This is a genomic window from Paenibacillus sp. FSL R5-0914, from assembly GCF_038004525.1.
Taxonomy (GTDB): domain Bacteria; phylum Bacillota; class Bacilli; order Paenibacillales; family Paenibacillaceae; genus Paenibacillus_AQ.
Genome location: NZ_JBBORH010000001.1, coordinates 508,529 through 533,542, shown reverse-complemented (window position 1 = coordinate 533,542; position 25,014 = coordinate 508,529). Strand labels below are relative to the sequence as shown.

The following is a 25,014-nucleotide window of genomic DNA, read 5'->3' as shown; positions in this document are numbered from 1 at the left end:
TTAGAATATAGTTCAGTCGTGGTACAATAGTTGTTAAACTAATCGACTAGCCGAGTTTATCGTCAGTTCATGTTCGTGGGACGTGATCCGTCGGTATTTTTCCTGCGTAAGGACATCGGCAGCTGTGTATGTAAGGGGGACTAATCGTGAGATCCAAAAACTTGGCCACCATGTCACTAGCTTTTATGGCATGTGGGTTTCTGATTACACTATTTCTACCTGAAAATCTCGCTGTAATTCTACTAAGAGGTGGCTTTGAGGCTGGGCTGGTTGGGGGGATTGCCGACTGGTTCGCGGTAACCGCGTTATTCCGCCATCCGCTCGGGCTGCGTATTCCACATACCTCACTGCTGCTCAAGAATCGGGATAAGATTATTCAGTCGTTAATTACCGCTATGGAGACTGAGCTGCTGAACAAAGAGAGTATTGAGAACAAGCTGCGCAAGTTTGGCATTATGTCTATGAGTTCCAAGCTGCTGACGAAGTTCTTTAGCAAGAAGAAGGCGAGAGCCCAGATCCTAGAGCAACTTAGCGAATTCGTGTCACGTCTTCCGGTAGAGAAAGCTGTACCTTTTCTTCAAAAGGCAGCCTCTGACTATATTCGTGAAGCGGAGCTTGGAGTTGCGGCTGATAAGATTGTCACTAAATTAATGAACGACGGAAAAGATGTAGCGGCTCTGGATTATGCGCTGGAAGGGGTATCTAACTGGAGCGGTCGTCCTGAAACGAAAGCTATGCTGGGTAAGATCGCCAGCGAGAAACTGGCTGAAGTAAAGCTCGGTGGACTGAAAGGGATGGCTTTTCAGGCTTTCGTTGGATTCATGGATGCGGATATGCTTGGTGAAATGCTGCAAGGCATGCTGCAGTCCGGTATTCGCGATTTTCGTGAAGAGGATAGCCCTTATCGTGAAGAGATCATCCGGGAAATCCGGGTGGCGTTGTTCCAGATTGTTAATGATGAGGCTAGAATGACTTCTGTGAAAGAATGGGCACTACAAGAGCTTGAGGGAGAAGCAGTAACTGCTTTTCTGCATACTCAATTGGAGAACGTACGTAGTAAGGCACTCTCCTTATTAGAAGAGGACCGGGCAGCTGGCGGACGAAAACTATTTGCACTATACACCCTTCTTATGCGCCGTATTAGTAAGGAACAAGAGTGGATCGGTAGCTGGGAGGAGCGGATTCGCGCTTCATTGATTGCATTTGTAGAGGCTAACCACTTCCGAATCGGTCTTTTGGTGAAGGAGAATCTGGATAGCATGGACGATGCTAGTCTAGTGAATATGCTGGAGGATAAAGTAGGTAAAGATCTTCAGTGGATTCGTGTGAACGGTGCCTTATGCGGTTTTGTTGTAGGGCTTGTACTTACAGTTGTTCAATTTATTTAAATCAAAGTAGTCCGTCTCCAGTGAATGGAGGCGGACTACTTTTTTATGATTGTAGGGATCTATTGCTGTACGAAGGCAGCTTGATAAAGCCGTTCCAAATCAGTTGCTGTACGTTGCCAATTGAAGGTTTCAAGCGCATCCGCTCGTCCTTGTTTCCCAATGGTTGCTGCTACCTCCGGATTCCGGCCTAGTCGCAGCAAATCTCTAGCAAAGGGCAAGGCCTCGCGATATCGTTCCACCAGATATCCGTTATGGCCGGAGTCGATAATCTCACGGATACCGCCATTGCTAGAAGCGATGACCGGTAGTCCCGAGGCCATGGCCTCTACATTAACAAGCCCAAAGGATTCATGATTCTGAGAAGGACATACGAAGCAGTCGGCTGCTTGATAAATGGTATGGATATCCTCATGAGCTACATTTCCAAGGAAGGAGACGGATACGCCTAGTCGCCGTGCAAGCAGCTTCAGCTGTCGCAAATATGATGGTTTCCCTTTGCCTGCAATTACAAGATGAGCGGGAAGGTGTTTATTTAAATGGTACATAGCACGTATCAATACGGGCACGCCTTTGCGGGGAATGACTCGACCGACGAACAATACGGTAAAGATCCTCGGGAGTCTGTAAAGTTTGCGAAGATGGTATTTTTCCTGTATCGCTACAGGAGTGAATCGATCAAGATCTGCTCCGAGCAGGACGATACGAATTTCATTGTTCAATTGCGGGAAGCGACGGGTTAGTCTTCGCTGTAGAGAGTGGCTATTCGCAATAATCAGATCTGCTCTAGCCAAGGCCCTAGCAGTCTTAACTGTGTCCGGTGTGAATGTAAGAGAATGCAGAAATAGAAATACCGGAAGATGAGGGAGCCGTTTCTTTACAGCAGACATAAGATGAGGGCGATTATCGACCTGAACTATATCAAATGACTCATTCTGAATGTAGTCTAATACCGAAGTACGATAATGAACGGGAGTACTTGCGGGCAACCGAATGATTCTGACCCGCTCCAATATGGAAGCATCGGGCAGTCCCGGCACTTTGCGGCTCACAATGGTAACCTTATGTTTCTCAGCCAGCCTTCTGGCAATGGCCCAAATGCAGATTTCTACTGACCCGTCTCCCGGAACCGGGAGACGTTCCGGCGCAATAATACAAATATGCATGGTTCATGCCTCCTCTGATCCGCTAATGGTTATCCTCTTCCCACCATATGCAGCTTGAGTATCTAGAGATACATCTGAGAGCGGAGAGGGCGTTCAACCCATTCCATTCATATAGTCGGAGCATAAAATACTAAGGTTAAGCAAGGCTGTGATCATTATTTGAGTGACAGGGGAGAGGGCAATTGGGAACAAAGTTAAAGTCTGCGTTGACCAGCAAATGGATTAAAACCAAGGTGCTCATGCAAAGTTCCGAGATTTCACCGCTCATTCCAGAAACAGTGAAGTTTAGTAAAGCAAACTTAAGAACGATGCTCTTGAAATATGGGATGATTTACGTTAAGCCGGAACATGGCACCTATGGTAACGGTGTAATGAAGGTTGAACAGAGTAAGGATTCTCATGGAACAGAATACAAATACCAAAGTGGAACAAAGATAAAAACCTTTGGAGCCTATGACACCTTTTATTCATCCCTTAAGAAAGCAACACGCGGACGCAGTTACTTGATTCAGAGAGGGATTGTTTTGCTAAAGCACGGAAAGCATCGTTTTGATATCCGTGTGATGGTCCAGCTCAGTCCGCGTGGCAAATGGGAAACTACCGGATTGATTGGCCGAGTAGCTGAGAAGGGCAAGATTGTTACCAATTATCATAACGGTGGTACGCTAATGTCTATGGAGAAGCTGCTGTCGCCTTATTTGAACGATGCTCAACAAGCTCAGATGCTTAAGATATTGCGAAAGCTAGGTGAGGATACCGGACGTTTCTACCATAAGAAATATCCTGGCTTTAAACAGATTGGTGTAGATGTAGGATTAGATAACCACATGACGCCTTGGATTATTGAAGTGAATACGAGTCCAGATCCATATATTTTCAAACATCTCTCTAATAAAAGCATGTACCGCAAAGTGATGGCTTACCGCAGAGCAAATGAGAAGAAGAAGTCCGCTAACTGATTTGCTTCTTCGTATTCGCAATAACAAGGGAAACCTTTTGTTCGAGCTCAATTATTTTTTGCTTATGGGTTGCGATCTGACGGTAACCGGAGACCAGTGCAGCTAAGGACTGGGTGGTTAGAGTAAGGTTTTGTTTGCGAATCGCTGCTTTAAAGTCAGTCCAATCTGCTGAGACACGTTTGTTTAACGAGGTGATCACGCTCTTGTTAGATTTGATCGTGATTTGAGGACTTTCAATGCCAGACAAGGTTTTACGAGCTTCGGCTATCTTTTGGGAACGTTTCTTTTTCGCGGCGTTCAGCTGATTCTGCTTGTCACTGATCTCTTGGCGTGCCAACTGAACCAAGATCTTCATAGCATCACCTTGGGCACGTAGTACGGTATTCAAGGTCTTGTCCTTAAGTGACTTGGCGATACTAATTCGCTTGTTAAGTGTACTATACTGGTCAAATAAAGGCTGATAGCGCTGCTTGCTACTCTTAACGGAGGCTTCCAATCGGGTCACTGTTTCAAGATCAATCCCTTTAATTTGTTGACGAACCCCAACTAGCGATTGCTCATTATTGTAGTGAAGGATTCGGATTTGCTCCTCGCGCTGATCATACTGCAGCTTTAAGGTGGATAAATCATTGTAAAGAGAAGTCAGCTTAACCCTGGCAGGACCATCTGCCGTTGCGGCCGTCAGATCAAAAGCCGCTTTAACAGAGGGGGTTAATTCTGTTGTAGATGCAGCAATAGCTCCTGATGATGTGCTTAGCAGTAGCAGGATCGTAAGCAGTAGTAAGGGCACTGACTTAAATATTTTCATTTATTCTCCTCCTATTGTCGTAACCTAATGGCAACAAAAAAAAGCACCCGTAGCAAAGGCAAAAGCCTTTATTACGGGTGCTTCCAGCGTAATAGGTCACGAACGATATTATTATGTTTAATAATAGTTTGCCCCAGGCCATCCAGTCAATATTTAAAATTAAGCTATTCACAATTCAAAATGATACGGAGGGCATTTCTATACTCACTTCTCTTATCGTATACTGAACTTAGGATGGAATAAAGGATGCAACGTTCGCAACAAAGGAGGTCTGGCGTAGATGGATAACGCGGTAGAATATAGCACAATGTTGGAACATGCATTTATGAGGTCCCCAGAGGGAATAGCCGTACTGTCTTTAAATGATGGTAAGGGTAACTGGCTGAAGGTCAATCCGGCTTTTTGCAATTTCCTTGGCTTTACGGAAGCTGAGTTTCTTGCTGGGGCTATTTTTGCAGAAATGGAAAATAGACAGACGTCTTCGAAAGAGCTTTCCTATAGATTGGTGATGGATGAGCTTCAGAATTCTCCAGCAGGGAGCTGGAAGAAGGAAGAATGCTTTCGCAAAGGGGATCAACCGGTATGGCTTTCCCTGACATTCTCAGGATTTGGAACAGCAGGACAAGCCCCTTCGTGTATTATTGTGTACGCCGAAGATATTACGGACCGAAAGATTGCAGATCAACAAATGGCAGATCAACGAGATCTAGAGGAACAGATTTATCAAAGTGAACGTAATTATAGATTGATGTCCGAGAATTCGCTGGATTTAATCTCGCGTCATGCAGTTGAAGAGCGCAAACAGTTCGAATTCAAGCTTCAGGAGAATGAACAGCGCTATAAATCCTTATTTGAATATAATCCCTCTGCTGTGTACTCAATGAATTTGCAAGGGGATTATTTAACAGCCAATGCGAATCTGGAGAAGCTGACCGGGTATTCGCTGGAAGAACTGATCGGAATGTACTTTGGTCCCGTTGTGCATGAGAAGGACATGGAGAAGACGCTGTATCATTTTAACTTAGCTGCTAAGGGCTATCCCCAAAGCTATGATCTGACGCTTATTCATAAAGAAGGCCATCTTGTAGAGATTAATACCACTAATATTCCGATCATTGTAGACGATCAAGTGGTTGGTGTATATGGTATTTCCCGTGACATTACGGAACGTATAAGATATACAGAACAAATTGAGAAGCTAAGCAATGAGTACACCCTTATATTAAATGCAGTTTCGGAGGGTATTTTTGGACTCGATATGGAGGAGAAGGTGACCTTCATCAACCCTGCAGGTTTGCATATGCTCGGCTATGAACATGATGAGATCATGGGTCATACCTATCTAGATCATATTCAGCAGACAGCGCTTGATGGGATCCATTACCGGCCAGAGGAGTCGCCACTTATCAAAGCCATTAGGTCAGGGGGATCTTACCAGAGCAAGGATGCAGTCTTATGGCGTAAAGATGGTACAAGCTTTCTTGCGGAGTACCAAGTAACCCCTCTTTTTGATAAAGGTGAACCTAAGGGTGTTGTAGTCGTGTTCAGGGATATTACAGATGAGAAGGAGATCATTCGGGCGAAGGAATCTGCGGAAAAAGCGGACCAGGCTAAATCAGAGTTTCTAGCCATTATGAGTCATGAAATACGCACGCCGATGAACGGTATTGTGGGGATGACTGATCTGCTTGCCGAGACAGAACTAGATGAAGAACAACGTGAGTACACAAATATTATTAAGGAGAGCAGTAGCTCTCTTCTATATATTCTGAATGAAATTCTCGATTACAGTAAAATTGAGGCCGGAAAAATGATGATCGTACATGAGCCCGTACATCTTCGAGAGGTAATGGACAGTGTAACGGATCTATTTATGGCTAAGGCTTTGGAAAAAAATCTTGAGCTGTCTTACAGCATGGCACCAGGAGTTCCTACGTTCATTATGGGAGATGCGGGACGATTACGTCAGGTATTGGTTAATCTGGTCAGTAATGCGATTAAATTTACTGACCGAGGTAAAGTCTGTATTTATGTGGAGCAAAAATTGTCCGTGGTTTCAAAGAAATTGACCTTGAAGTTTAATGTCAGAGACACGGGGATAGGTATTCCTTTAGAAAAGCAGCATCAGTTGTTTCAATCATTCTACCAGCTGCACTCCTCGTTTAATCGTAAGTATGCCGGGACGGGTTTAGGACTAGCCATTTGCAAGAAGCTTGTCGAGCTGATGGGCGGAGCCATTGCGGTGGAGAGTAGCGAAGGAAACGGCTCTAATTTCTATTTCACGCTACAGATTAATCCTGAAAGTAAATATGAGGGCGATGAGGAAGATATTGCCCAGGCAGAGCAGAAGCCCGCACAGGAAATGGAATCACGATCTAATTCAGAGGGATCTATGGATGTCGGTGAAAATGTGATTTTACTTCCGGAAGGCCCTGCCCTTTCAGCTTCTAAGCCGAACTCTTCAAAGGGAGAACCATCCTGATGAGGCATAGAAACTCCAGTCTCAGTAACAAACTATCGGTAGATCCATACACACAGTGGGAGGCTGGGGTTTCATCCCCGTCTTCTGCATGTGGACCAGCTACGCTGGCAGCTTTAACCGAGTATTGGAATACCCAGCTAGGAATGGACTTTATTCGTGGCAAAGGTCATTTTCACTCTAAAGCAGCTCATATTAATTACATATACAGTCATCACGGAGGTACCCCTTTGGGGATGAGTACACGTAGTTTTGTAAAGGGGATCACAGCTTATATCCACTCTTCAACCTCGCCAAAAGGGGGACATAAGCTTTCTGTCTCTACTTTTAACGATTTTGATGTGTATAAAGTGGAGATTGATGCAGGTCGGCCAGTAGCTGTTAAATTTGATAAATGGTTTAATTTTCGGTGGAGAGGGAATTTTGCTTACGATTACCATTGGGTATTAGGAATAGGATATGAAGTACCTGATAACGGGGATCTTCCAATCCTCATCGTTCAGGATAATGGTGTGAGGTATAAGGATGGAAGGATTGCTCTTTGTAAAGAACACCGCATCCCATATTATGCAAATAAAGACATCATTACAATGGTGGGAATGAATATCATAGAAACGCCTAGTTAATCGTGATTTAGCTATGCAATTACCCTGGAAAAATGATCTGGTTATTTTGAGTCCAAACGTTTGCACAAATTCGAGGATCATACTATAATCCAGTTAATAACTGGAAAAGGGGATAGGTGCTTTGTCCGTACAAAAGGAAATGAAGGAACCGATTTATTATGGTGATCCTGCGACTACTAGAGGGATTTCCGTATTCGCTCAGGAGTTTGATCAGTTGTTTAGTTATGACGGGGATGATCTCGGACTTACATATTCATCGGCCTGTTCATCATTTTGCTTGTGGGCCCCTACGGCTCAGGAGGCAGAGCTAGTAATTTATGATTCATGGCAGGGAGCTGCGGGGTCCAAATATGCTATGATTCGCGATATTCGGGGAACGTGGAGAGCTACGGTTGACGGTGATTTAGATGGCAAGTTCTATACCTACCGAGTGCGTCTAGGTGAACAGTGGAATGAAGCAGCTGATCCTTACGCGCGTGCTGTCGGCGTGAATGGGGACAGAGGTGCTATTCTAGATTTGCGCAAGACGGACCCTGAGCGGTGGACGGAAGATAAGCCGTCGTTTGAGGATCCTGTAGACGCTATTATTTATGAGCTTCATTTGCGTGACTTATCCATTCATCCAGCAAGCGGTATGGCTCATAAGGGTCAATATCTCGCTTTGGCGGAAGAAGGAACCCGCGGACCAGAGGGCATTCTCACCGGACTCGATCATATCGCAGATCTCGGTGTAACCCACGTGCAGCTATTGCCTATTTATGATTATTCTACAGAGAGTGTAGATGAGACGAAGCTGGATGAGCCTCATTTTAACTGGGGTTATGATCCGAAGAACTACAATGCTCCTGAAGGCTCCTATGCTACGGATCCTTATGTGCCCGGACTACGCATTCAAGAACTAAAAACAATGATTCAAGCGCTTCATGATCGTGGACTCCGCGTCATTATGGATGTTGTTTACAACCATGTGTACGACGGATATCGCGTGAATTTCACTAAACTGGTTCCTGGCTATTATTTGCGTTATAAACAAGACGGAAGCCTGTCGAATGGCTCAGGCTGTGGCAATGACGTGGCTACAGAACGCTTGATGATGTCCCGCTTCATTGTGGAGTCCGTGGTCTATTGGGCTAAAGAATACCATATCGACGGCTTCCGCTTTGATTTGATGGGCTTGATGGATGTCGATACGATGCGGGAAACCCGGCGGCGTCTGGATGGAATAGATCCGTCTATCATGACGATCGGTGAAGGCTGGATGATGGGGACTGAGCTACCGATGGAACGGCTCGCTCATCAGAAGAATGCCTCCCTTATGCCGGGAATCGGACATTTTAATGATGATTTCAGGGATGCTATTAAAGGAAATATCTTTTTGTACGATCAGCCGGGCTTCATCAGTGGAATGATGGGTCTGGAGCCTGCGATCAAGGCGGGGATTGCGGGAGGAATTGACTTCAGCCCAGGAATTAAGCAATTTGCCGAGGAGCCTCAGCAAAACGTTAATTATGTGGAGTGTCATGATAATCATACCTTATGGGATAAAATCGTATTGTCCACCGAGGGTGAGACGATTACTCAGCGCCGTTCCATGCACAGACTAGCTTCTGCGATAGTGTTCATGAGTCAGGGGATTCCTTTTATCCATGCAGGGCAGGAGTTTATGCGTACGAAGGACGGGGTGGAGAACAGCTATAAATCTTCGGTCGAGATCAATCGTATGGACTGGGAATTGTGCGCCGCGCATCAGGAAGATGTGGCGTATATGAAACAGTTAATCGAACTGCGTAAAGCTCACCCGGCCTTCCGTATGCGAACAGCAGCGGACATTCGGAACCATTTGGTTTTTGAAAAAGCACCGGCAAGTGCAGTAGCTTACACGCTACGTGGCCATGCTGGAGGAGATGCAGCGAAGCATATTTATGTTCTTTTTAATGCGAATGCTGAACAGACCACTGTGGTTCTGCCGCAGCTTGGAGCATGGAAGACCATCTTCGGGGCTGATCTTACGCAGGAGCTGACTGGAAATAAGCTAACTGTAAATGGAATTGGGACAGTAGTCCTGACGGCGAAATAAATAGTCTTTTACAAGATCATTATTGAAAAGCATGCGGAGTAACGTACTTTAATCAGGTACAGTACACTGTGTGCTTTTTTTTGTTTTTCCATTTTCTTAATTTGATTGTTTCATTTTACATAAAAAGGTGACATTACTCATTTTCGATGATGATATTGGATGTTAATATGAAGGCATTTACTTTGGCGCTTTAGAGTGGCATAGGCTTGGCAGCAGACAAACATAGCGCGTACTTTTCTTTTTTAACGGTTTAGGAAGTATATATCTGTGGGGATATTTAGAGAGGATGAGAGAGATGGGGAAAGCAACCGGATTTTTGGAATTTGAACGGCAGACGCCTTCGGAGTGTGAGGCGCTGGAGCGGATTAAGAATTGGGATGAATTCTCGATTCCTCTGGATGAAGAGAATCTGCGCGAGCAAGGCGCACGTTGTATGGACTGTGGTACGCCATTTTGTCATGTAGGACGTCTGTTGTCGGGTATGGCTTCCGGCTGCCCTCTACACAACTTGATTCCTGAATGGAATGATATGGTTTATCGTGGGAACTGGGAGGTTGCACTGAAACGTCTGCATAAGACCAATAACTTCCCTGAATTTACTGGACGTGTGTGTCCGGCACCTTGTGAAGGTTCTTGTACAGTAGGGATGAACGGCAAGCCCGTAACGATAAAGTCGATTGAAAAGTCGATTGTAGATAGAGGTTTTGAAGAAGGTTGGATTGTTCCTGAGCCCCCGCTTACTCGCACAGGTAAAAAGGTAGCTGTAGTGGGCTCGGGTCCAGCAGGTCTTGCCTGTGCAGCTCAGCTTAACAAGGCAGGGCATTCGGTGACCGTGTATGAACGGGCAGATCGGATTGGTGGTTTGTTGATGTATGGTATTCCGAACATGAAGCTGGATAAGAAGACGGTTCAGCGCCGAGTAGACCTGCTGACGGCTGAAGGCATTACATTCGTAACTCGTACAGAGATTGGGAGAGATATCTCGGCGTCACAACTCAAGGCGGAGCACGATGCTGTTGTCTTGTGTGGCGGGTCTACGCAGGCACGAGAGCTTCCTATAGAGGGCCGTGAGCTGCGGGGCATTCATCAGGCGATGGAGTTTCTGACATTGAATACTAAGAGCTTACTGGATTCAGAGCTTGCTGATGGTGAATACTTGTCTGCGGCAGATAAGGATGTAGTTGTAATCGGTGGCGGAGATACTGGCACAGACTGTGTAGCTACGTCGATCCGCCACGGCTGTCGTAGTGTGATCCAGCTTGAGATTATGCCACAAGCTCCACTGACCCGTCAGCCTAGCAATCCGTGGCCAGAATGGCCAAAGGTTCTTAAGGTGGACTATGGCCAAAAAGAAGCGGCTTCACTGTATAAGGAAGATCCACGTCGTTATCTCGTTTCGACGAAACGTTTTGTTGGTGACGATGGTGGACATGTGCAGGAGCTGCATACTGTGCGCATTGAGTGGACTCGCAATGAACAGGGACGGATAGTTCCGGTTGAAGTACCAGGCAGTGAAGAAGTTCTAAAGGCACAGCTGGTACTACTCGCATTAGGATTCACAGGGCCCGAAGAGATTGTGCTAGGTGAGCTTGGGGTGGCACGTGATGAGCGCGGAAATGCCAAGGCGGAGTTCGGAGCACAAGCGACCAATGTAGAGGCGGTATTCACAGCAGGTGATATGCGCCGCGGACAAAGCCTTGTAGTTTGGGCCATTGATGAGGGGCGTCAGACAGCCCGCGAAGTGGACCGATTCTTGATGGGATCATCGAATTTACCGTAAGGATTGAGGTATATAGAGCAGGGCGTTCCTTTTGGGGGACGTCCGCTTTTGCGTTGTTGGCCTATTCAAGGTTAAAATTGTAACCTAAGAACATGATCTACTTTAGTCGAAAAGGAGAATACATGATGAAGCTAATGTTTATTTCCGATATTCACGGATCTTTATTCTGGCTAGAACGGGCTTTGGAAAAGGTAGAGGAAGAACAGCCAGACAGTCTTGTTATCGTAGGAGACTTTTTATATCACGGTCCCAGAAATCCACTGCCGAAGGGTTACGACCCACAGGGTGTTGCTAATAAACTGAATGAATATAACAAAAAGCAGCCTATAACGGCAGTACGTGGTAACTGCGATGCTGAGGTGGACCAGATGCTGCTTCAATTCCCGATGATGGGTGATTATGTCATGCTCCTGCATGAAGGCAGACGAATCTATGTTACACACGGACATGGCTTTAGCATTGAGAATTTACCGGCATTATCTGAGAAGGATATCTTTATTCAGGGGCATACCCATCTTCCCGTTGCGGATGTAAAAGAGGGCGTATACGTGCTGAATCCCGGTTCGATATCGCTGCCTAAAGAGAATAATCCGAATTCCTATGGTATCCTTGAGGGTGGAGAATTCATCGTTAAGGATTTTGAGGGCGATGTGGTAAAAAGGATTACACTATAAGCTCAGTCAGATCACATGTGGCCCGAATTCCTTCCAACATTATTAGTGTTCTAGGGAATTGAGCACTAGAACATATTATTGTATGATGAGGTAGGAGTTTTAGGGCAGGGCTGGCTCCAAATATAATAGTAAAGGTAGTTAACACATGAATCCTAAAGATTTGAACTATACAATGCCACCGGAATGGGGCAAGCATGAACGTACTTTTATCTCCTGGCCGGTGCAGGAATCTATGTGTTTCCCGGACAACCACGAGTCGGTATGCCAAGGTTATGCTGACATTATTACAGCTATTGCCGAGTTTGAACCGATTACGGTCATCGTTAACCCGGAGGACGTGGAAAAGGTAGAACGTCTGGTCAGCGGACCGAATGTAACGCTACTACCTATAAAGCATAGCGATGCTTGGTTGCGTGATAACGGGCCTACCTTTGTTGTTAATAAAGACGGCGTTCTAGCAGGCGTGAACTGGAAGTTTAATGCCTGGGGCGGTAAATATTCACCTTGGGATCTGGATGATGAGGTAGCTCCACAGATTCTCGAACACTCACAAGTGACACGCTTTGATGCGCCTCTTGTGATGGAAGGCGGCTCGATTCATACGGATGGAGAAGGCACCTTGATTACTACAGAAGAATGTCTGCTCAATACGAACCGCAACCCGGATTTGAAGCGCGAGAATATTGAAGAGTACGTGCGCAATTATACAGGTACAGAAATTATTATCTGGCTTAAGCGTGGTCTAAGTGGTGATGAAACCGATGGTCATGTGGATAATATCGCTTGCTTCGCTGCTCCAGGTAAAGTCATTATTCAGGTCTGTGAGGATCCGCAGGACGAGAATTTTGAGATTACACAGGAGAATCTTCGTATTTTGGAGAATGCCAAAGATGCCAAAGGGCGTAAGCTGGAGATCATCAAGATTCAGCAACCACCACGGATGGATCATGACGGCAGCCGTCTGACGCTCAGTTATTTGAACTTCTATTTCGTAAATGGTGGAATTATTTTACCTGTGTTTGGCGGTACAGCGGTGGAAACAGATAAACTTGCCGAGGAAGTACTGGCTGGTTTGTTCCCGGAACGTAAGATTCGTACAGTTAACGGTATGGCGGTCATCACCGAGGGCGGGAACGTTCACTGCACTACGCAACAAATGCCTGCTCAGCAATAATTGAAGGAAACTAAACGTCCAAAGGGACATTTATATATAAGGAGGACAGATTCTTGAGAAATGTAAAAGTAGCTGCGACGCAAATGAGCTGTTCCAGCAATATTGATGAGAATATCAGCAAAGCTGAAACATTGGTCAGAGAAGCGGCGGCACAGGGAGCACAAATTATTTTGCTGCAGGAGCTGTTCGAGACTCCGTATTTCTGTCAGAAAGAGAAGGCTGATTATTACGCATATGCAACAGAGCTTGAGCATAACAAAGCGATTAATCATTTCACAGCAATAGCCAAGGAACTGCAAGTGGTGCTGCCAATCAGTTTTTATGAGAAAAAGAACTACGCACGTTACAATTCACTAGCTGTAATCGATGCCGATGGAACGATACTGGGCAAATACCGCAAGAGCCATATTCCAGATGGCCCAGGGTATGAAGAGAAATTCTACTTCAATCCGGGAGATACTGGCTTTAAAGTATGGAACACTCGCTATGCCAAGATTGGTGTAGGGATTTGCTGGGATCAGTGGTACCCGGAAGCGGCTAGAGTGATGAGCCTGATGGGAGCAGAAATTCTCTTCTATCCAACCGCTATCGGATCAGAACCGCAGGATGGATCGATCGACTCTAAAGATCATTGGCAGACTTGTATGCTTGGGCATGCAGCGGCTAACCTTATTCCAGTCGTTGCCTCCAACCGTATCGGTGAAGAAATTGATGAAGATTCTAGCATTAATTTCTACGGCTCTTCGTTCATTGCGGGACCGCAAGGCAATAAAATTGTTGAAGCAGGCCGGGACGAGCAAGCTGTAATAGTGAGCGAATTTGATCTGGATGCTTTGGAAGTCGGACGGATCGAGTGGGGCGTCTTCCGTGATCGCCGACCGGATCTGTACAAAATGATTGGTTCTTATGATGGGGACATCATTCTTTAAAAGACTTCACAGTTAAATATGCTAAAGGCATTGCTAGAGAGGATAGAATCTCTGGCAATGCTTTTTTTGGTGTTTCAACGAGAAGTGAGGGAATGACGATGATCGTTGTGACCCATGAAATGGGCTTTGAGCGTGAGGTTGGTGATCGTATGCTGTTCATGGAACAGGGCGAAATCGTGGAAGATGGCAGTCCGGAGCAATTGTTCGGAATTCCTGTGCAAGATCGGACACAATCTTTTCTATCAAAAGTACTGTAAAAGTCTGGAAAAGTAGAATATTGCTATTTTATCAGGTATATTAGAAGAGTAAACCGTGATTCAGGGATCTACTATGAAAATTCTGTCGGATACGTGGAGAGGAGGCTCTGGGATATCTTTTGTTATCATAATCTTGCAGTGATAGAAGGAGAAAACGATGAGCACATTTAAAAACTGGTTGAACACAACCAAAAACGGACTAACAGAACAAGTAAAGAAATTCAAAAATAAAGATTTCATGAATGCGGTAGTTGCGGGCTGCGCCTTGGTTGCTGCTGCCGACGGTAAAATAGAAGAAGCTGAAAAGAATAAAATGGCTGGTTACATGAATATGAGTAATGAGCTTAAGGTGTTTGACATGAGAGATGTCATTACCCAGTTCAACTTTTATGTAAGTAACTTTGAGTTCTCACCAGAAATCGGTAAGCAGGAAGCATTGAAAGCAATCGGTAAGTTTACCGGTAAACCAGATGTGGGACGTGTAATTGTGGGTGTGTGTTCAGCTATTGGATCAGCTGATGGTGATTTTGATGACAATGAAAAAGCAGTTGTGCGGCATATTTGCGGTGTCTTGGGATTAAACCCTGGTGAATTCAGTTTATAAATGATGTAATACCATATACATGAGTTCGGATGAAACGTATTTAGTTCTTTAGCGTATCACTCATATAACATCCAAAAGCTAGACTAATAGATGGTGATTCTTTTTAGGGAATGGAGGTACGTAAAGTTGGCTGGAATTAATCTGGTAAAAGGTCAGAAGATTGATCTCACAAAAGGTAATGCAGGCTTATCTAACGTAATTGTAGGTTTAGGTTGGGATCCGGCTGAGCCAGCTCGAGGATTCTTCGGTGTGAAGAAACAGGCTAACGTGGACTGTGACGCGTCAGCACTGATGCTGAACGAGAATGGTAAGCTAGTTAAGAAGGGTAACCTGGTGTGCTTCCATAACAAGCAAAGTCCTTGTAACTCTGTCATTCACTCCGGAGACAATCTCACGGGTGATGGTGACGGAGACGATGAGCAAATCATGGTTAACCTGAATGCCATTCCTTCCGATGTACACAAGGTTCTGGTAGTTGTGAATATTTATGATGCCACGAACCGTAAACAGGATTTCGGATTGATTAAATCAGCTTATATCCGTGTGATGAACGCTGTAGGCAACAATGAGCTAATCCGTTTCAACCTATCTGATAATTATAATGGCTATACGGCGCTTATTTGTGGGGAACTTTACCGTCAAGGTGGAGAGTGGAAGTTCGCCGCAATTGGTGAGGGTAGTCACGCGGCACATATCAATCAACTGGCAGAACGCTACGTATAATCCAAATAAAAGAAAAGAGGAATGTTATCATGGCAATTAATCTATCCAAAGGTCAAAAGATCGATTTAACAAAAACAAATCCAGGTCTATCCAAAATCACAGTAGGTCTTGGTTGGGACACTAATAAATATGACGGCGGTAAAGATTTCGACTTGGACGTTTCCGTATTCTTGACTAATGCGAACAGCAAAGTTGAAAAAGAAACCAACTTCATTTACTTCAATAATAAACAGAACGAGAACGCTTCTGTTGTTCATACAGGTGATAACCGTACAGGTGACGGCGATGGTGATGATGAGCAGATTCAAGTGGATCTTTTGAGTATCCCAGCGGATGTAGAAAAGGTAGCTTTTACTATTACAATTTATGAAGCTGAAACAAGAAGCCAAAACTTTGGTCAAGTTTCTCGTTCTTATGTGCGTATCGTAAATGATTTGAACAATGAAGAACTAATCCGTTTCGATTTGGGTGAAGACTTCTCTATTGAAACTGGCGTTGTTGTCGGTGAATTGTACCGTCATGGTGCAGAGTGGAAGTTCAATGCAATCGGTAGCGGCTACAAAGACGGCTTGAGCGGTTTGACTCGCGATTACGGCTTGCAATAAATCTTGTAGTACACAGTGAACTGAATCCACTCATGAAAGAAGGTTATGTCAGTGACGATCAGTCTTTCCAAAGGACAGCGGATTGATCTTACCAAGACTAATCCAGGTCTGACAAAGGTAGTAGTTGGATTGGGCTGGGACACTAATAAGTATAGTGGAGGTCAAGATTTTGACCTCGATGCTTCAGCGTTTCTGCTTCATGAAGACGGCAAAGCTAAAGGTACAGATGATTTTGTATTCTATAACAACCCAAATGGTGGCGCAGGCTCTGTAGTCTACACGGGAGATAACCGTACAGGAGAAGGCGACGGAGATGACGAGCAAATTATCGTTGATTTTAGCAAAGTCCCTGCCCATATTCAGCGTATTGGTATTACCGTAACGATTTATGATTACGAAACTCGTGCACAGAACTTTGGACAAGTCTCCAATGCTTTCGTACGTGTTGTGGATGCTTCCACAGATCGTGAAGTACTCCGTTTCGACCTGGGTGAAGATTTCTCAACAGAGACGGCAGTTGTATTCTGCGAATTCTACCGCAATGGTGCGGATTGGAAATTCCAGGCAGTAGGTAGTGGTTTTGGCGGCGGCCTTAGCGCATTGTGTAAAAATTATGGGCTGGACGCGCAATAGCATCTTCCGGGCGGGGTCATCACCGATCCTGCCCTTTTTTTAATTCTTTATGGATTGCCTCACAAAGGAAATGGAATGGGTCTCGAAGTATAAACTCCACTTTGTGGAGTTATTTAAAAATATAAGTTTCACACGATACATTATGTCTTATATTTCTCGCTTAAACGCTTGCCGTCCTTATAAGGATGCCGAAGGCGTTTATGCTTGCTCCATTTATAAAGGTGGTGTAAGAATGGGTATTACAGTTGTCAAAGGACAAAAGGTTGATTTAACTAAAGGCAATCCTGGACTTGATTCTCTTATCGTAGAGATTGGCTGGCAATCGCCATCTTCACTTGAGATTGATACTTCTGCTTTTTTGCTTGGAGCGCAAGGTAAAGTAAGCAAAGATGAGGATTTGATATTTTATAATAATCCGTCTACACCTTATATCAGATATAAGGAAATGCCTACATCAAACAGCCTCAAGCAATTTGACGTGGAACTAAACAAAGTTCCTTCTGATGTGATGAAACTCGCGTTTACACTTACCATTTATGATGGCGAGAAGCGAGGTCAAAGTTTTAGGCAGGTAAATCAGGCCTATTTTCGGATTCTGAATCAAGTAACAGGTGCGGAGCTTCTCCGATGTGATCTTGAAAATCATTTCTCCGTGGAAACGGCTGTTGTGGTAGGAGAATTATATAGATATAACGGTGAATGGAAATTCAGCGCCATTGCCGCGGGTTTTGCTGGTGGTCTACAGGAACTGTGTAGGAACTTTGGGATAGAAGCGAACGATGAACCGGCACCGACACCAATACCAGTGCCTAAGCCTGCTGCTCCGCCGCAGCCAGTGCCTAAGCCTGCTGCTCCGCCGCAGCCAGAGCTTAAACGTCAATCAGCGCCGGTAGCGGAGCCTAAGATTCAGTTTCCACCTCCTCCTGCAGCTGCGCCTTCACCTGTAACACCCCCTCCGGTCAATCTCAACCTGAAGAAGATCGAACTGAAGAAAAAAGGCGATTCGATCAACCTGAAGAAATCAGCTGGTGGTTTGGGCGAATTGCTAATTAACCTTAACTGGAATCAGAAGCAGGGTGGAGGGCTATTTAATCGTAAAAATGGTGTGGATTTAGATCTTGCTTGTCTATATGAGTTGAAGAATGGCAGTAAGGGAGTAGTTCAGGCGCTGGGCAATGCTTTTGGCTCATTGAACCAACCTCCTTATGTCATGCTTGATGGAGATGACCGGACAGGCTCTGTAACAACCGGTGAGAATCTGCGGATTAATGGCAGCAAAATTGCTGATATTGAACGGATTCTAATTTTTTCTTTTATTTATAAGGGTGTTACCAATTGGTCAGAAGCTGACGGTGTTGTCACGATTACCCAGGGTGATGGCCCCGATATTATTGTCAATTTGGACGAGCATAACAACCGCAAAGGCATGTGTGCCATCGCGTTATTTCGGAATGTGAATAACGAGACATTCAGTGTTGAACGGCTGGTCCAATATTACAGTGGTCATCGGGAGATTGATGAGGCATATGGTTGGGGACTGCGCTGGGTTGCTGGCAGTAAATAGACGATTTTTTCGGAGGCGCAAGTGTAATGGATTGGTTCGCTGATTTTTTTAGGAATATTAGTGAGAACTACGGTCATTTTTTCTCATGGAGCGATGTGGTAGGTACGCTCTCAGACCCGGTTAGCTGGGGCATTATTGGTAGCTTAGTTCTGCTAGAGGGACTGCTCTCTGCAGATAATGCGCTTGTTCTCGCCGTCATGGTTAAGCATTTACCTAAAGAACAACAGAAGAAGGCGCTCTTTTACGGTATTATAGGAGCTTATGTATTCAGGTTTTTGGCTATCGGTCTAGGGACATTTCTTATTAAATTCATGTTGGTTAAGGTTCTTGGTGCAGCCTATCTCTTTTATATCGCTTATGGCGGGTTATTTAAGGGCGGTGGCGATGAGAAGATCGAGAATAAGGGGTTCTCTTTTTGGAAGACGGTTCTCCTTGTTGAATTAATGGATATTGCTTTTAGTATTGATAGTGTTATTGCTGCATTTGGTGTTAGTAACCAGGTTTGGGTGCTCTTTATGGGCGGAATCATAGGCGTTCTGATGATGCGGGGAGTAGCGCAATTATTCTTAAAGCTTATTGATAAAATTCCGGAACTCGAGCGTGCCGCTTTTGCGCTTATTGCCATTATTGCTGGTAAAATGCTCGCGGGCGCTTTTGGGTACGAAATGCCACATGTATTATTCTTTTCAATCATTATTCTTGTATTCGGTGGTACGATCCTTTACAGCGTACTGCGTAAGAAAAAAGAAGCCCATAGAAATGCTTGATTTCAAAGCTAGTTGAACACTGCTGCTTTCAGGTAATCGTATATGTTTATAGCGTAGGCCTTCACTTATATATGAGAGAACCGGATAGGGTATAGCTGGTTCTGCCACTCTCTATAGGAGAGGCCTGCGCTTGTTTTGCTTGGCTTCGCAAAACTATAAGGGGGAACCATCTTGAGATACTTCGATTACCTGACGAAAGAACAAGAAATAGCCTTATTTTATAATCCGCCGATTTCATTTAACCATAATACTACGAGTAAAGATTTGCTGGCTCATGCTGTTGGAGCTGCCCTTTATATGCCAGCAACTCGTGCTAGTGTTCCCGAAGACATTTTGAAGCTTAAAAGTGCAGGACTTGTAACCGTTATTATTGATCTGGAGGATGCGATCGGAGATAACGAGGTTGACCATGCAGAGGAGTCTCTCATTCAGCATCTTATTTTTCTCGCCGCATATGAGGAGAACGAGCCAAGCGGGAGTGATAGTCTTCCGCTTCTCTTTATCCGAGTTCGTAACCCGGAGCAGCTACGGCAGCTAATTTTTCGGTTAGGGTCTTTGGTTACGATGTTAACAGGGTTTGTTTTCCCTAAGTTTTCGGTCGACAACGGAATCCAATATTTCGAGGCAATAGCCGATTACAATAGAACTCGTAGTTACTCAGACCCAGTGCTTTATGGCATGCCAATTCTGGAAAGTGCGCCTATTATTTACCGGGAGAGCCGGGTAGATAGTCTTTTATCTATTCGTAATTTGCTAGGCAACTACCGCGAATATGTGTTGAACGTTAGAATTGGAGCAACAGACTTCTCAAGTTTATTCGGACTGCGCCGTAGTCCTGATATTAGTATTTATGATCTTACCCCTATTCGAGACTGCATATCGGATATTATTAATATTTTTGGCAGAGTGGAAGAAGGGTATGTAATTTCCGGACCAGTCTGGGAATATTTCGCGAATAAAGGGCATCGGGTGCTCAGACCACAGTTACGGCAGACTCCGTTTGAGGACACCTATGGTAAAAACGGCCGCGACATGCGAAATAGTTACATTTCTAGCAGCATGGATGGGCTTATTCGTGAAGTGATTTTAGATAAAGAAAATGGGATCTTGGGCAAGACGATTATACATCCCTCACACCTCAGACCTGTTCAGGCCATGTACACGGTAATGCACGAGGAATATGTTGACGCCTGCAGTATCGTAGAGAGTAACGATGGTAGCCTAGGAGTCTTCAAGAGTCAATATTCTAATAAGATGAACGAGATTAAGCCGCATTTGAACTGGGCAAAACGGATTTTACTACGATCACAAATATACGGGGTGTTACATGAACAACAGCATTTTGTCGGATTATTACCCGAAAACGAATTTACACACGTATAACATAGTCGAGAACCTGCAGGTTACGGTTACCGAAACATCTAATCCCTTTCATTTGCCTGTGGATACTTTATTCTCCATGGCAGCCCGGATTAATAAGAAACGCTCCTTTTTGTTCGTCAGCAAGGTACTTGGTAAACATATCCCTGTTAATCCGTACACCTCTCTGCTAAGTGGTGCTGCATTAGCGCTGCTGTTATATCAGGAGATGAACGGTAATTCTGCGGATAATGATAGGATGGAAGATTTATTAGATAAAGCTGTACACGGACTGATGCACCCTGAGTCTGCCAAGGAAGCCTATGAGCATTTATTAGCGGCAAGATTAGTTCTTCCTAGGCCTGTTGTCTTTATTGGTTTTGCTGAGACTGCAACTGCGCTGGGTCACAGTGTGTACAACATGTTTGCCGATGCAGCATCATATATTCATACTACCCGTGAACATATCATCGATTTGGAGTCCATTGTTAGCTTTGAAGAAGAGCATTCACATGCGGTTGACCATCTATGTTACGCCTTGAATACTAAGCTATTATCAGGGACTGAGCCGATTATTTTGGTGGATGATGAGATTACAACAGGGAATACAGCAATTAATACGATCCGTGATATTCAGTCTAAATTCCCTCGGGAGGAATACGTAGTCGTTTCTATTTTGGATTGGAGGAGCGGTAATAATCTTCATACCTATAGCGAATTAGAACAGGAACTGGGGATTCGGATTAAGTCCTTATGTTTGCTTCAAGGAAGTATTGAAGTAAAAGGCACGCCTTTGCTAAATGCTAGGAATGACAAAGATTTGTTATCGTCTTCAGTGGAATCCGAAGTAGTGACCACTTATGTAGTGGACGGTTTAGAACGTCTGCAGGCAACATCCGTAGATTCATATGGTGACACCAACTCGTCTCCTTATTTGAAGTACAGCGGACGTTTCGGACTGGAGTCGCTGAATAATGTTGATCTTGATGTAGGAGTAACCCGGATAGCTGCACAGCTAAGAGAACTACGAGAGGGAGATTCTAAGACTCTAGTGATGGGTGTAGGGGAATTTATGTACCTTCCTATGCGGATAGCGGCTGAGATGGGGGAAGTCATTTCGTATCAGTCCTCTACTCGCAGTCCAATCCACCCTGAACGTCGACCAGATTACGGAGTGCATAGTGCTGCCGCATATCCTTCAGCTAGCGATCCGGAAATTACAAACTTTATTTACAATGTGGATTCTGATCAGTATGATGATATATTCGTGCTGATTGAGCGTGATGTACCGCATGAACGAATGAAACCTATGCTTGATATACTGAAGACACTTGCCCGCCATAAAGTGCATCTTATTGTACTGACTCCTGAAGGAAGAAGTGGAGGCCTCCAGTATGAAGGGAACAAGTAATCATAAAGTCATGGACAAAAAAATAGCAGAACCGGTTCCGCTAGGTAGCTATCCACCGTCAGATGTTACATTTCTGCTCAAGGATCTTAGTGACGTTTCGCTGGAGCTTGCGACAGAGGAAAGGGAGGAAGCTATCCAATCGGGTGTCCATTATTCTGAGATGTTGCCCGTTGAATATCAGCCTACTGAGCAGTATATCGACTTGTTTCATGAGACGCTGCAGCAATCAGCTAAGAAGGTTGCTTTAGCTGTTGCCATTGTTTCTGAGATGATTGTCTCAAGAAGAGGACTAAGTACGGTGCTTGTCTCTTTAGCTAGAGCGGGAACACCCATTGGTATACTGATTAAGCGTTATATAGCTGAGAGATACAAGGTAGACTTGCCGCATTATAGTATTTCTATCATTCGAGGAAAAGGTATAGATGAGAATGCGATACTCTACATTCTGCAGAAGCATGGACTTGATGCTGATTTGCAGTTTGTGGATGGGTGGACAGGAAAAGGGGCTATCCGTGGGGTGCTGATTGATTCTTGCAACACCCTCTATGAGAAGTATGGTATTCGCTTAAATGATGATCTTGCCGTATTGGCTGACCCGGGAAACTGCGCAGGCATGTTTGGGACTAGAGAAGACTATCTCATTCCTAGCGCCTGCTTAAACTCTACCGTTTCAGGGCTGATGAGCCGAACGGTGTTACACGCTGATCTCATTGGTCCTGAGGAATTTCATGGTTCAAAGTTTTATAAGGAGTGGCTGGATGCGGACGAGTCCAATGTATTTATTGATACGATTTTCCCGTATTTTCCATCCGTAGTAGCAGAAGCGAAGAATATTGCTGGACAGATGTTGGAGCATCCGCCAGAAATCACTTGGCAGGGTCTTCGTGATATTCAGAGTATTCAGGAGACTTTCGGTATAGATAACATTAATCTGATAAAGCCGGGAGTCGGCGAAACAACCCGCGTATTACTGCGCAGAGTACCTTGGAAAATTCTTGTCGATACTATGGATAATCCGAATCTAAAGCATATTCTTCTCTTAGCGAAGGACCGGGGCGTTCCTGTTGAGATCTTTCCTGGGATGACGTACTCCTGCTGCGGAATAATTAAACCGCTGAAGGGGGAGACAGAATGATATATGCTAGTGATCTAGATCGTACCTTGATCTATTCTTTAGGTGCAATAGGTGTGCCGGAGAATACCCCAGGTCTAATTCCGGCGGAAATTATAGAGGGAAAGACGAGATCCTACATTTCGCAGCAAGCATTAAATCAGCTGATGGATCTGAACACGCGGATTATTTTCATCCCGGTTACTACGCGTACGATACAACAATATAAGCGTATTAATCTGTTTCAAGAAACGGTCATACCTGACTATGCGGTTACGAGCAATGGGGGGAATATCCTAATCGGTGGAGTTGTCGATAAGGAATGGAGAGAATCAATCGGTAGATTGGTAGCTCGTCACTCTGCTGGGGCTGAAGAGGTTAGATCATATATCAAGGCGGTCGTGTGTGAGGATTGGATCATTAGTGAGAATTATTGTGATGATCTATTCTATTCCTTCATGGTTTATCGGGATCAGTTGCCTTTAGATGAAATCACTAATCTATCAGATCGGCTCTATAATCTCGGCTGGAGAGTTTCTTTACAAGGCCGCAAGTTGTACGCTGTGCCGGCTGCCGTGAACAAAAGCGACGCTATACTCCATTTGCGGCGCACCGTTCGCTCTGAACCTATGGTGGCCTCCGGGGACTCACTGCTAGATAAGAGTCTGCTTGAGAGTGCCGACTATGCTATTGCCCCTTGCCATGGTGAAATATTTGCAGAGCAACAGAGTGGTCTTGTAAAATCAAGATATCCATTCACGAAAGAATCAGGTGTATTTGCTGGAGATGAGATTTTGCAGTATGTAAATATGATCTATAATAATCTAACTGCATTGGGAGTGGGGCCACTATGAAAAAGGTAAATATTTATTTCAATCGTTGGTTTTCCGTGGCTTACCATTATATGAATCTCCTCCGCAATAACGAGGATGGTATACCGGTTCAAATCTTTGCGACACACCCGGATATCCGCCATATGTCGCTACAAGGTGCTGACTTTGCTGAAACCGAGCCGGCGCTGAAGGGAATAGAATATGTTCAGTTTTGCGTTGATTTCTGTCGGCGTAATGAGATCGATGTTTTTATTCCACGGTTGCATATGCTTGATATTGCTCTCCATGCGGCAATGTTTGATGCGATTGGTACAAAGGTTCTGGTTTGTAGAGATCTTGATTTGCTGGAGTCCATTATGGACAAAGGTAAATTTTACGAGAATGTTAGTGAGCAGGGCATTATGAGTATCCCGGATTATCATGTAGTTAGTACAGCGGAGCAGTTTAAAGACGCTTACGAGGACCTTGTTGCCAAGGGACATCGTGTTTGCTTTAAGCCTACTGAAACAGAAGGCGGGTTAGGCTTCCGTATTATCGACAATACCCGCGATCCTCTTCAAGAGCTTTTTGGGTATGTAACTCCATTGATTACGTTTGATGATGCCTATCGTATTCTTGCAAGCAAAGAGACCTTCCCTGATTTGATGGTGATGGAATTACTGGAGGGTTACGAGTATAGTATAGATTGTCTGGCAGATGAGAACGGTAAGCTGTTAGTAGCTGTGCCACGTCGAAAAGTAGGCGGTCGCCTGCGATTGATGGAGCATATTCCTGAACTGGAGGAGATTGCAGCTAGAGTTGCAGAAGTTTACAAGATCCCCTTCAATTTCAATATTCAAATGAAATACAATGGAGATACTCCAAAGCTGTTGGAAATTAACCCACGAATGTCCGGTGGACTGCATATGTCATGTCTGTCAGGGATTAACTTTCCTTATTTAGCCGTCAAAGGCGCACTCGGTGGCGAGGTTCAGCCTATGAATTTTGAAGGTGATGTATTGGCTAGCCATCTGGAGCAACCGATGATTATGAAAATAAACGGCCAATCTGTCATTCCGGATGCCGTGAATTGAGCGTTCATAAAGTCGCT

Annotated in this window: 22 protein-coding genes and 1 pseudogene; 21 read left to right on the top strand and 2 right to left on the bottom strand. The window is 44.7% G+C overall.

The annotated features are described in order from the left end of the window. The first annotated feature begins 146 nt into the window (after nt 1-146). Nucleotides 147-1,388, top strand: coding sequence for a DUF445 domain-containing protein (locus MKX60_RS02250; protein ID WP_076285116.1), 1,242 nt, complete (start codon nt 147-149; stop codon nt 1,386-1,388). 59 nt (nt 1,389-1,447) lie between these two features. Here the strand turns inward: MKX60_RS02250 and MKX60_RS02245 are convergent, their stop codons facing one another. After that, a complete protein-coding gene (locus MKX60_RS02245; protein WP_076299906.1) occupies nt 1,448-2,551 on the bottom strand; it encodes a glycosyltransferase family 4 protein in 1,104 nt (367 codons plus the stop codon). Between the two features lie 182 nt (nt 2,552-2,733). On the opposite strand from MKX60_RS02245, the gene MKX60_RS02240 reads away from it, so the two are divergent. Continuing rightward, nucleotides 2,734-3,510 (top strand): YheC/YheD family protein, encoded by a 777-nt coding sequence (locus tag MKX60_RS02240; protein WP_256716337.1) that lies wholly within the window; start codon nt 2,734-2,736, stop codon nt 3,508-3,510. On the opposite strand, the gene MKX60_RS02235 is transcribed toward MKX60_RS02240, so the two are convergent. Then, on the bottom strand, nt 3,503-4,318 hold the full coding sequence (locus MKX60_RS02235; protein ID WP_076285118.1) for a hypothetical protein: 816 nt from the start codon (nt 4,316-4,318) through the stop codon (nt 3,503-3,505). The two genes, MKX60_RS02240 and MKX60_RS02235, sit on opposite strands and share 8 nt — an antisense overlap. 280 nt (nt 4,319-4,598) lie before the next feature. Here MKX60_RS02235 and MKX60_RS02230 point away from each other — a divergent pair, with 280 nt between their 5' ends. The 19 genes and pseudogenes from MKX60_RS02230 to MKX60_RS02140 all read left to right on the top strand — a co-directional run bounded on the left by MKX60_RS02230 (nt 4,599) and on the right by MKX60_RS02140 (nt 24,997). Next, nucleotides 4,599-6,800, top strand: coding sequence for a PAS domain S-box protein (locus MKX60_RS02230; RefSeq protein ID WP_341058998.1), 2,202 nt, complete (start codon nt 4,599-4,601; stop codon nt 6,798-6,800). Then, nucleotides 6,800-7,423 (top strand): C39 family peptidase, encoded by a 624-nt coding sequence (locus tag MKX60_RS02225; RefSeq protein WP_076285120.1) that lies wholly within the window; start codon nt 6,800-6,802, stop codon nt 7,421-7,423. The genes MKX60_RS02230 and MKX60_RS02225 overlap by 1 nt, the downstream gene beginning before the upstream one ends. A 121-nt stretch (nt 7,424-7,544) precedes the next feature. Next, on the top strand, nt 7,545-9,500 hold the full coding sequence (gene pulA / locus MKX60_RS02220; protein ID WP_076299904.1) for a type I pullulanase: 1,956 nt from the start codon (nt 7,545-7,547) through the stop codon (nt 9,498-9,500). Between the two features lie 295 nt (nt 9,501-9,795). After that, nucleotides 9,796-11,280 (top strand): glutamate synthase subunit beta, encoded by a 1,485-nt coding sequence (locus MKX60_RS02215; protein ID WP_076299903.1) that lies wholly within the window; start codon nt 9,796-9,798, stop codon nt 11,278-11,280. Nucleotides 11,281-11,405: 125 nt separating this feature from the next. After that, on the top strand, nt 11,406-11,954 hold the full coding sequence (gene yfcE, locus MKX60_RS02210; RefSeq protein WP_076299902.1) for a phosphodiesterase: 549 nt from the start codon (nt 11,406-11,408) through the stop codon (nt 11,952-11,954). 145 nt (nt 11,955-12,099) lie between these two features. Further along, a complete protein-coding gene (locus MKX60_RS02205) occupies nt 12,100-13,128 on the top strand; it encodes an agmatine deiminase family protein (RefSeq protein WP_076299901.1) in 1,029 nt (342 codons plus the stop codon). A 53-nt stretch (nt 13,129-13,181) separates the two neighbouring features. Then, the gene (aguB, locus tag MKX60_RS02200) at nt 13,182-14,057 is read left to right on the top strand and encodes an N-carbamoylputrescine amidase (RefSeq protein WP_076285125.1); all 876 of its coding nucleotides are present in this window, start codon (nt 13,182-13,184) and stop codon (nt 14,055-14,057) included. Between the two features lie 86 nt (nt 14,058-14,143). Then, nucleotides 14,144-14,314, top strand: a pseudogene (locus MKX60_RS02195) (peptide ABC transporter ATP-binding protein); the annotation flags it as partial. Between the two features lie 157 nt (nt 14,315-14,471). Continuing rightward, nucleotides 14,472-14,918, top strand: a complete 447-nt coding sequence (locus tag MKX60_RS02190) for a tellurite resistance TerB family protein (RefSeq protein ID WP_042184258.1) — start codon at nt 14,472-14,474, stop codon at nt 14,916-14,918. A 126-nt stretch (nt 14,919-15,044) separates the two neighbouring features. Beyond that, on the top strand, nt 15,045-15,641 hold the full coding sequence (locus MKX60_RS02185) for a TerD family protein (RefSeq protein WP_076285126.1): 597 nt from the start codon (nt 15,045-15,047) through the stop codon (nt 15,639-15,641). Nucleotides 15,642-15,670: 29 nt separating this feature from the next. Next, complete coding sequence (locus tag MKX60_RS02180) at nt 15,671-16,246, top strand: TerD family protein (protein WP_042184261.1); 576 nt, start codon at nt 15,671-15,673, stop codon at nt 16,244-16,246. A gap of 51 nt (nt 16,247-16,297) precedes the next feature. After that, nucleotides 16,298-16,879: a TerD family protein gene (locus tag MKX60_RS02175; protein ID WP_076299900.1), complete on the top strand. Its 582-nt coding sequence runs from the start codon at nt 16,298-16,300 to the stop codon at nt 16,877-16,879. 232 nt (nt 16,880-17,111) lie between these two features. Then, a complete protein-coding gene (locus tag MKX60_RS02170) occupies nt 17,112-18,443 on the top strand; it encodes a TerD family protein (RefSeq protein ID WP_341058997.1) in 1,332 nt (443 codons plus the stop codon). 26 nt (nt 18,444-18,469) lie between these two features. After that, entirely contained in the window at nt 18,470-19,210 is a 741-nt protein-coding gene (locus MKX60_RS02165) for a TerC family protein (protein WP_042123539.1), read from the top strand. 171 nt (nt 19,211-19,381) lie between these two features. Next, the gene (locus MKX60_RS02160) at nt 19,382-20,593 is read left to right on the top strand and encodes an HpcH/HpaI aldolase/citrate lyase family protein (protein WP_231573371.1); all 1,212 of its coding nucleotides are present in this window, start codon (nt 19,382-19,384) and stop codon (nt 20,591-20,593) included. Continuing rightward, a complete protein-coding gene (locus tag MKX60_RS02155) occupies nt 20,538-21,980 on the top strand; it encodes a phosphoribosyltransferase family protein (RefSeq protein WP_445670736.1) in 1,443 nt (480 codons plus the stop codon). Before MKX60_RS02160 ends, MKX60_RS02155 begins: the two co-directional genes overlap by 56 nt. Beyond that, entirely contained in the window at nt 21,964-23,115 is a 1,152-nt protein-coding gene (locus MKX60_RS02150; protein WP_341058995.1) for a cysteine protease StiP family protein, read from the top strand. The genes MKX60_RS02155 and MKX60_RS02150 overlap by 17 nt, the downstream gene beginning before the upstream one ends. After that, complete coding sequence (locus MKX60_RS02145) at nt 23,112-23,945, top strand: HAD family hydrolase (protein WP_076299898.1); 834 nt, start codon at nt 23,112-23,114, stop codon at nt 23,943-23,945. The genes MKX60_RS02150 and MKX60_RS02145 overlap by 4 nt, the downstream gene beginning before the upstream one ends. Further along, a complete protein-coding gene (locus tag MKX60_RS02140) occupies nt 23,942-24,997 on the top strand; it encodes an ATP-grasp domain-containing protein (RefSeq protein WP_341058993.1) in 1,056 nt (351 codons plus the stop codon). Before MKX60_RS02145 ends, MKX60_RS02140 begins: the two co-directional genes overlap by 4 nt. Nucleotides 24,998-25,014: the final 17 nt, after the last annotated feature.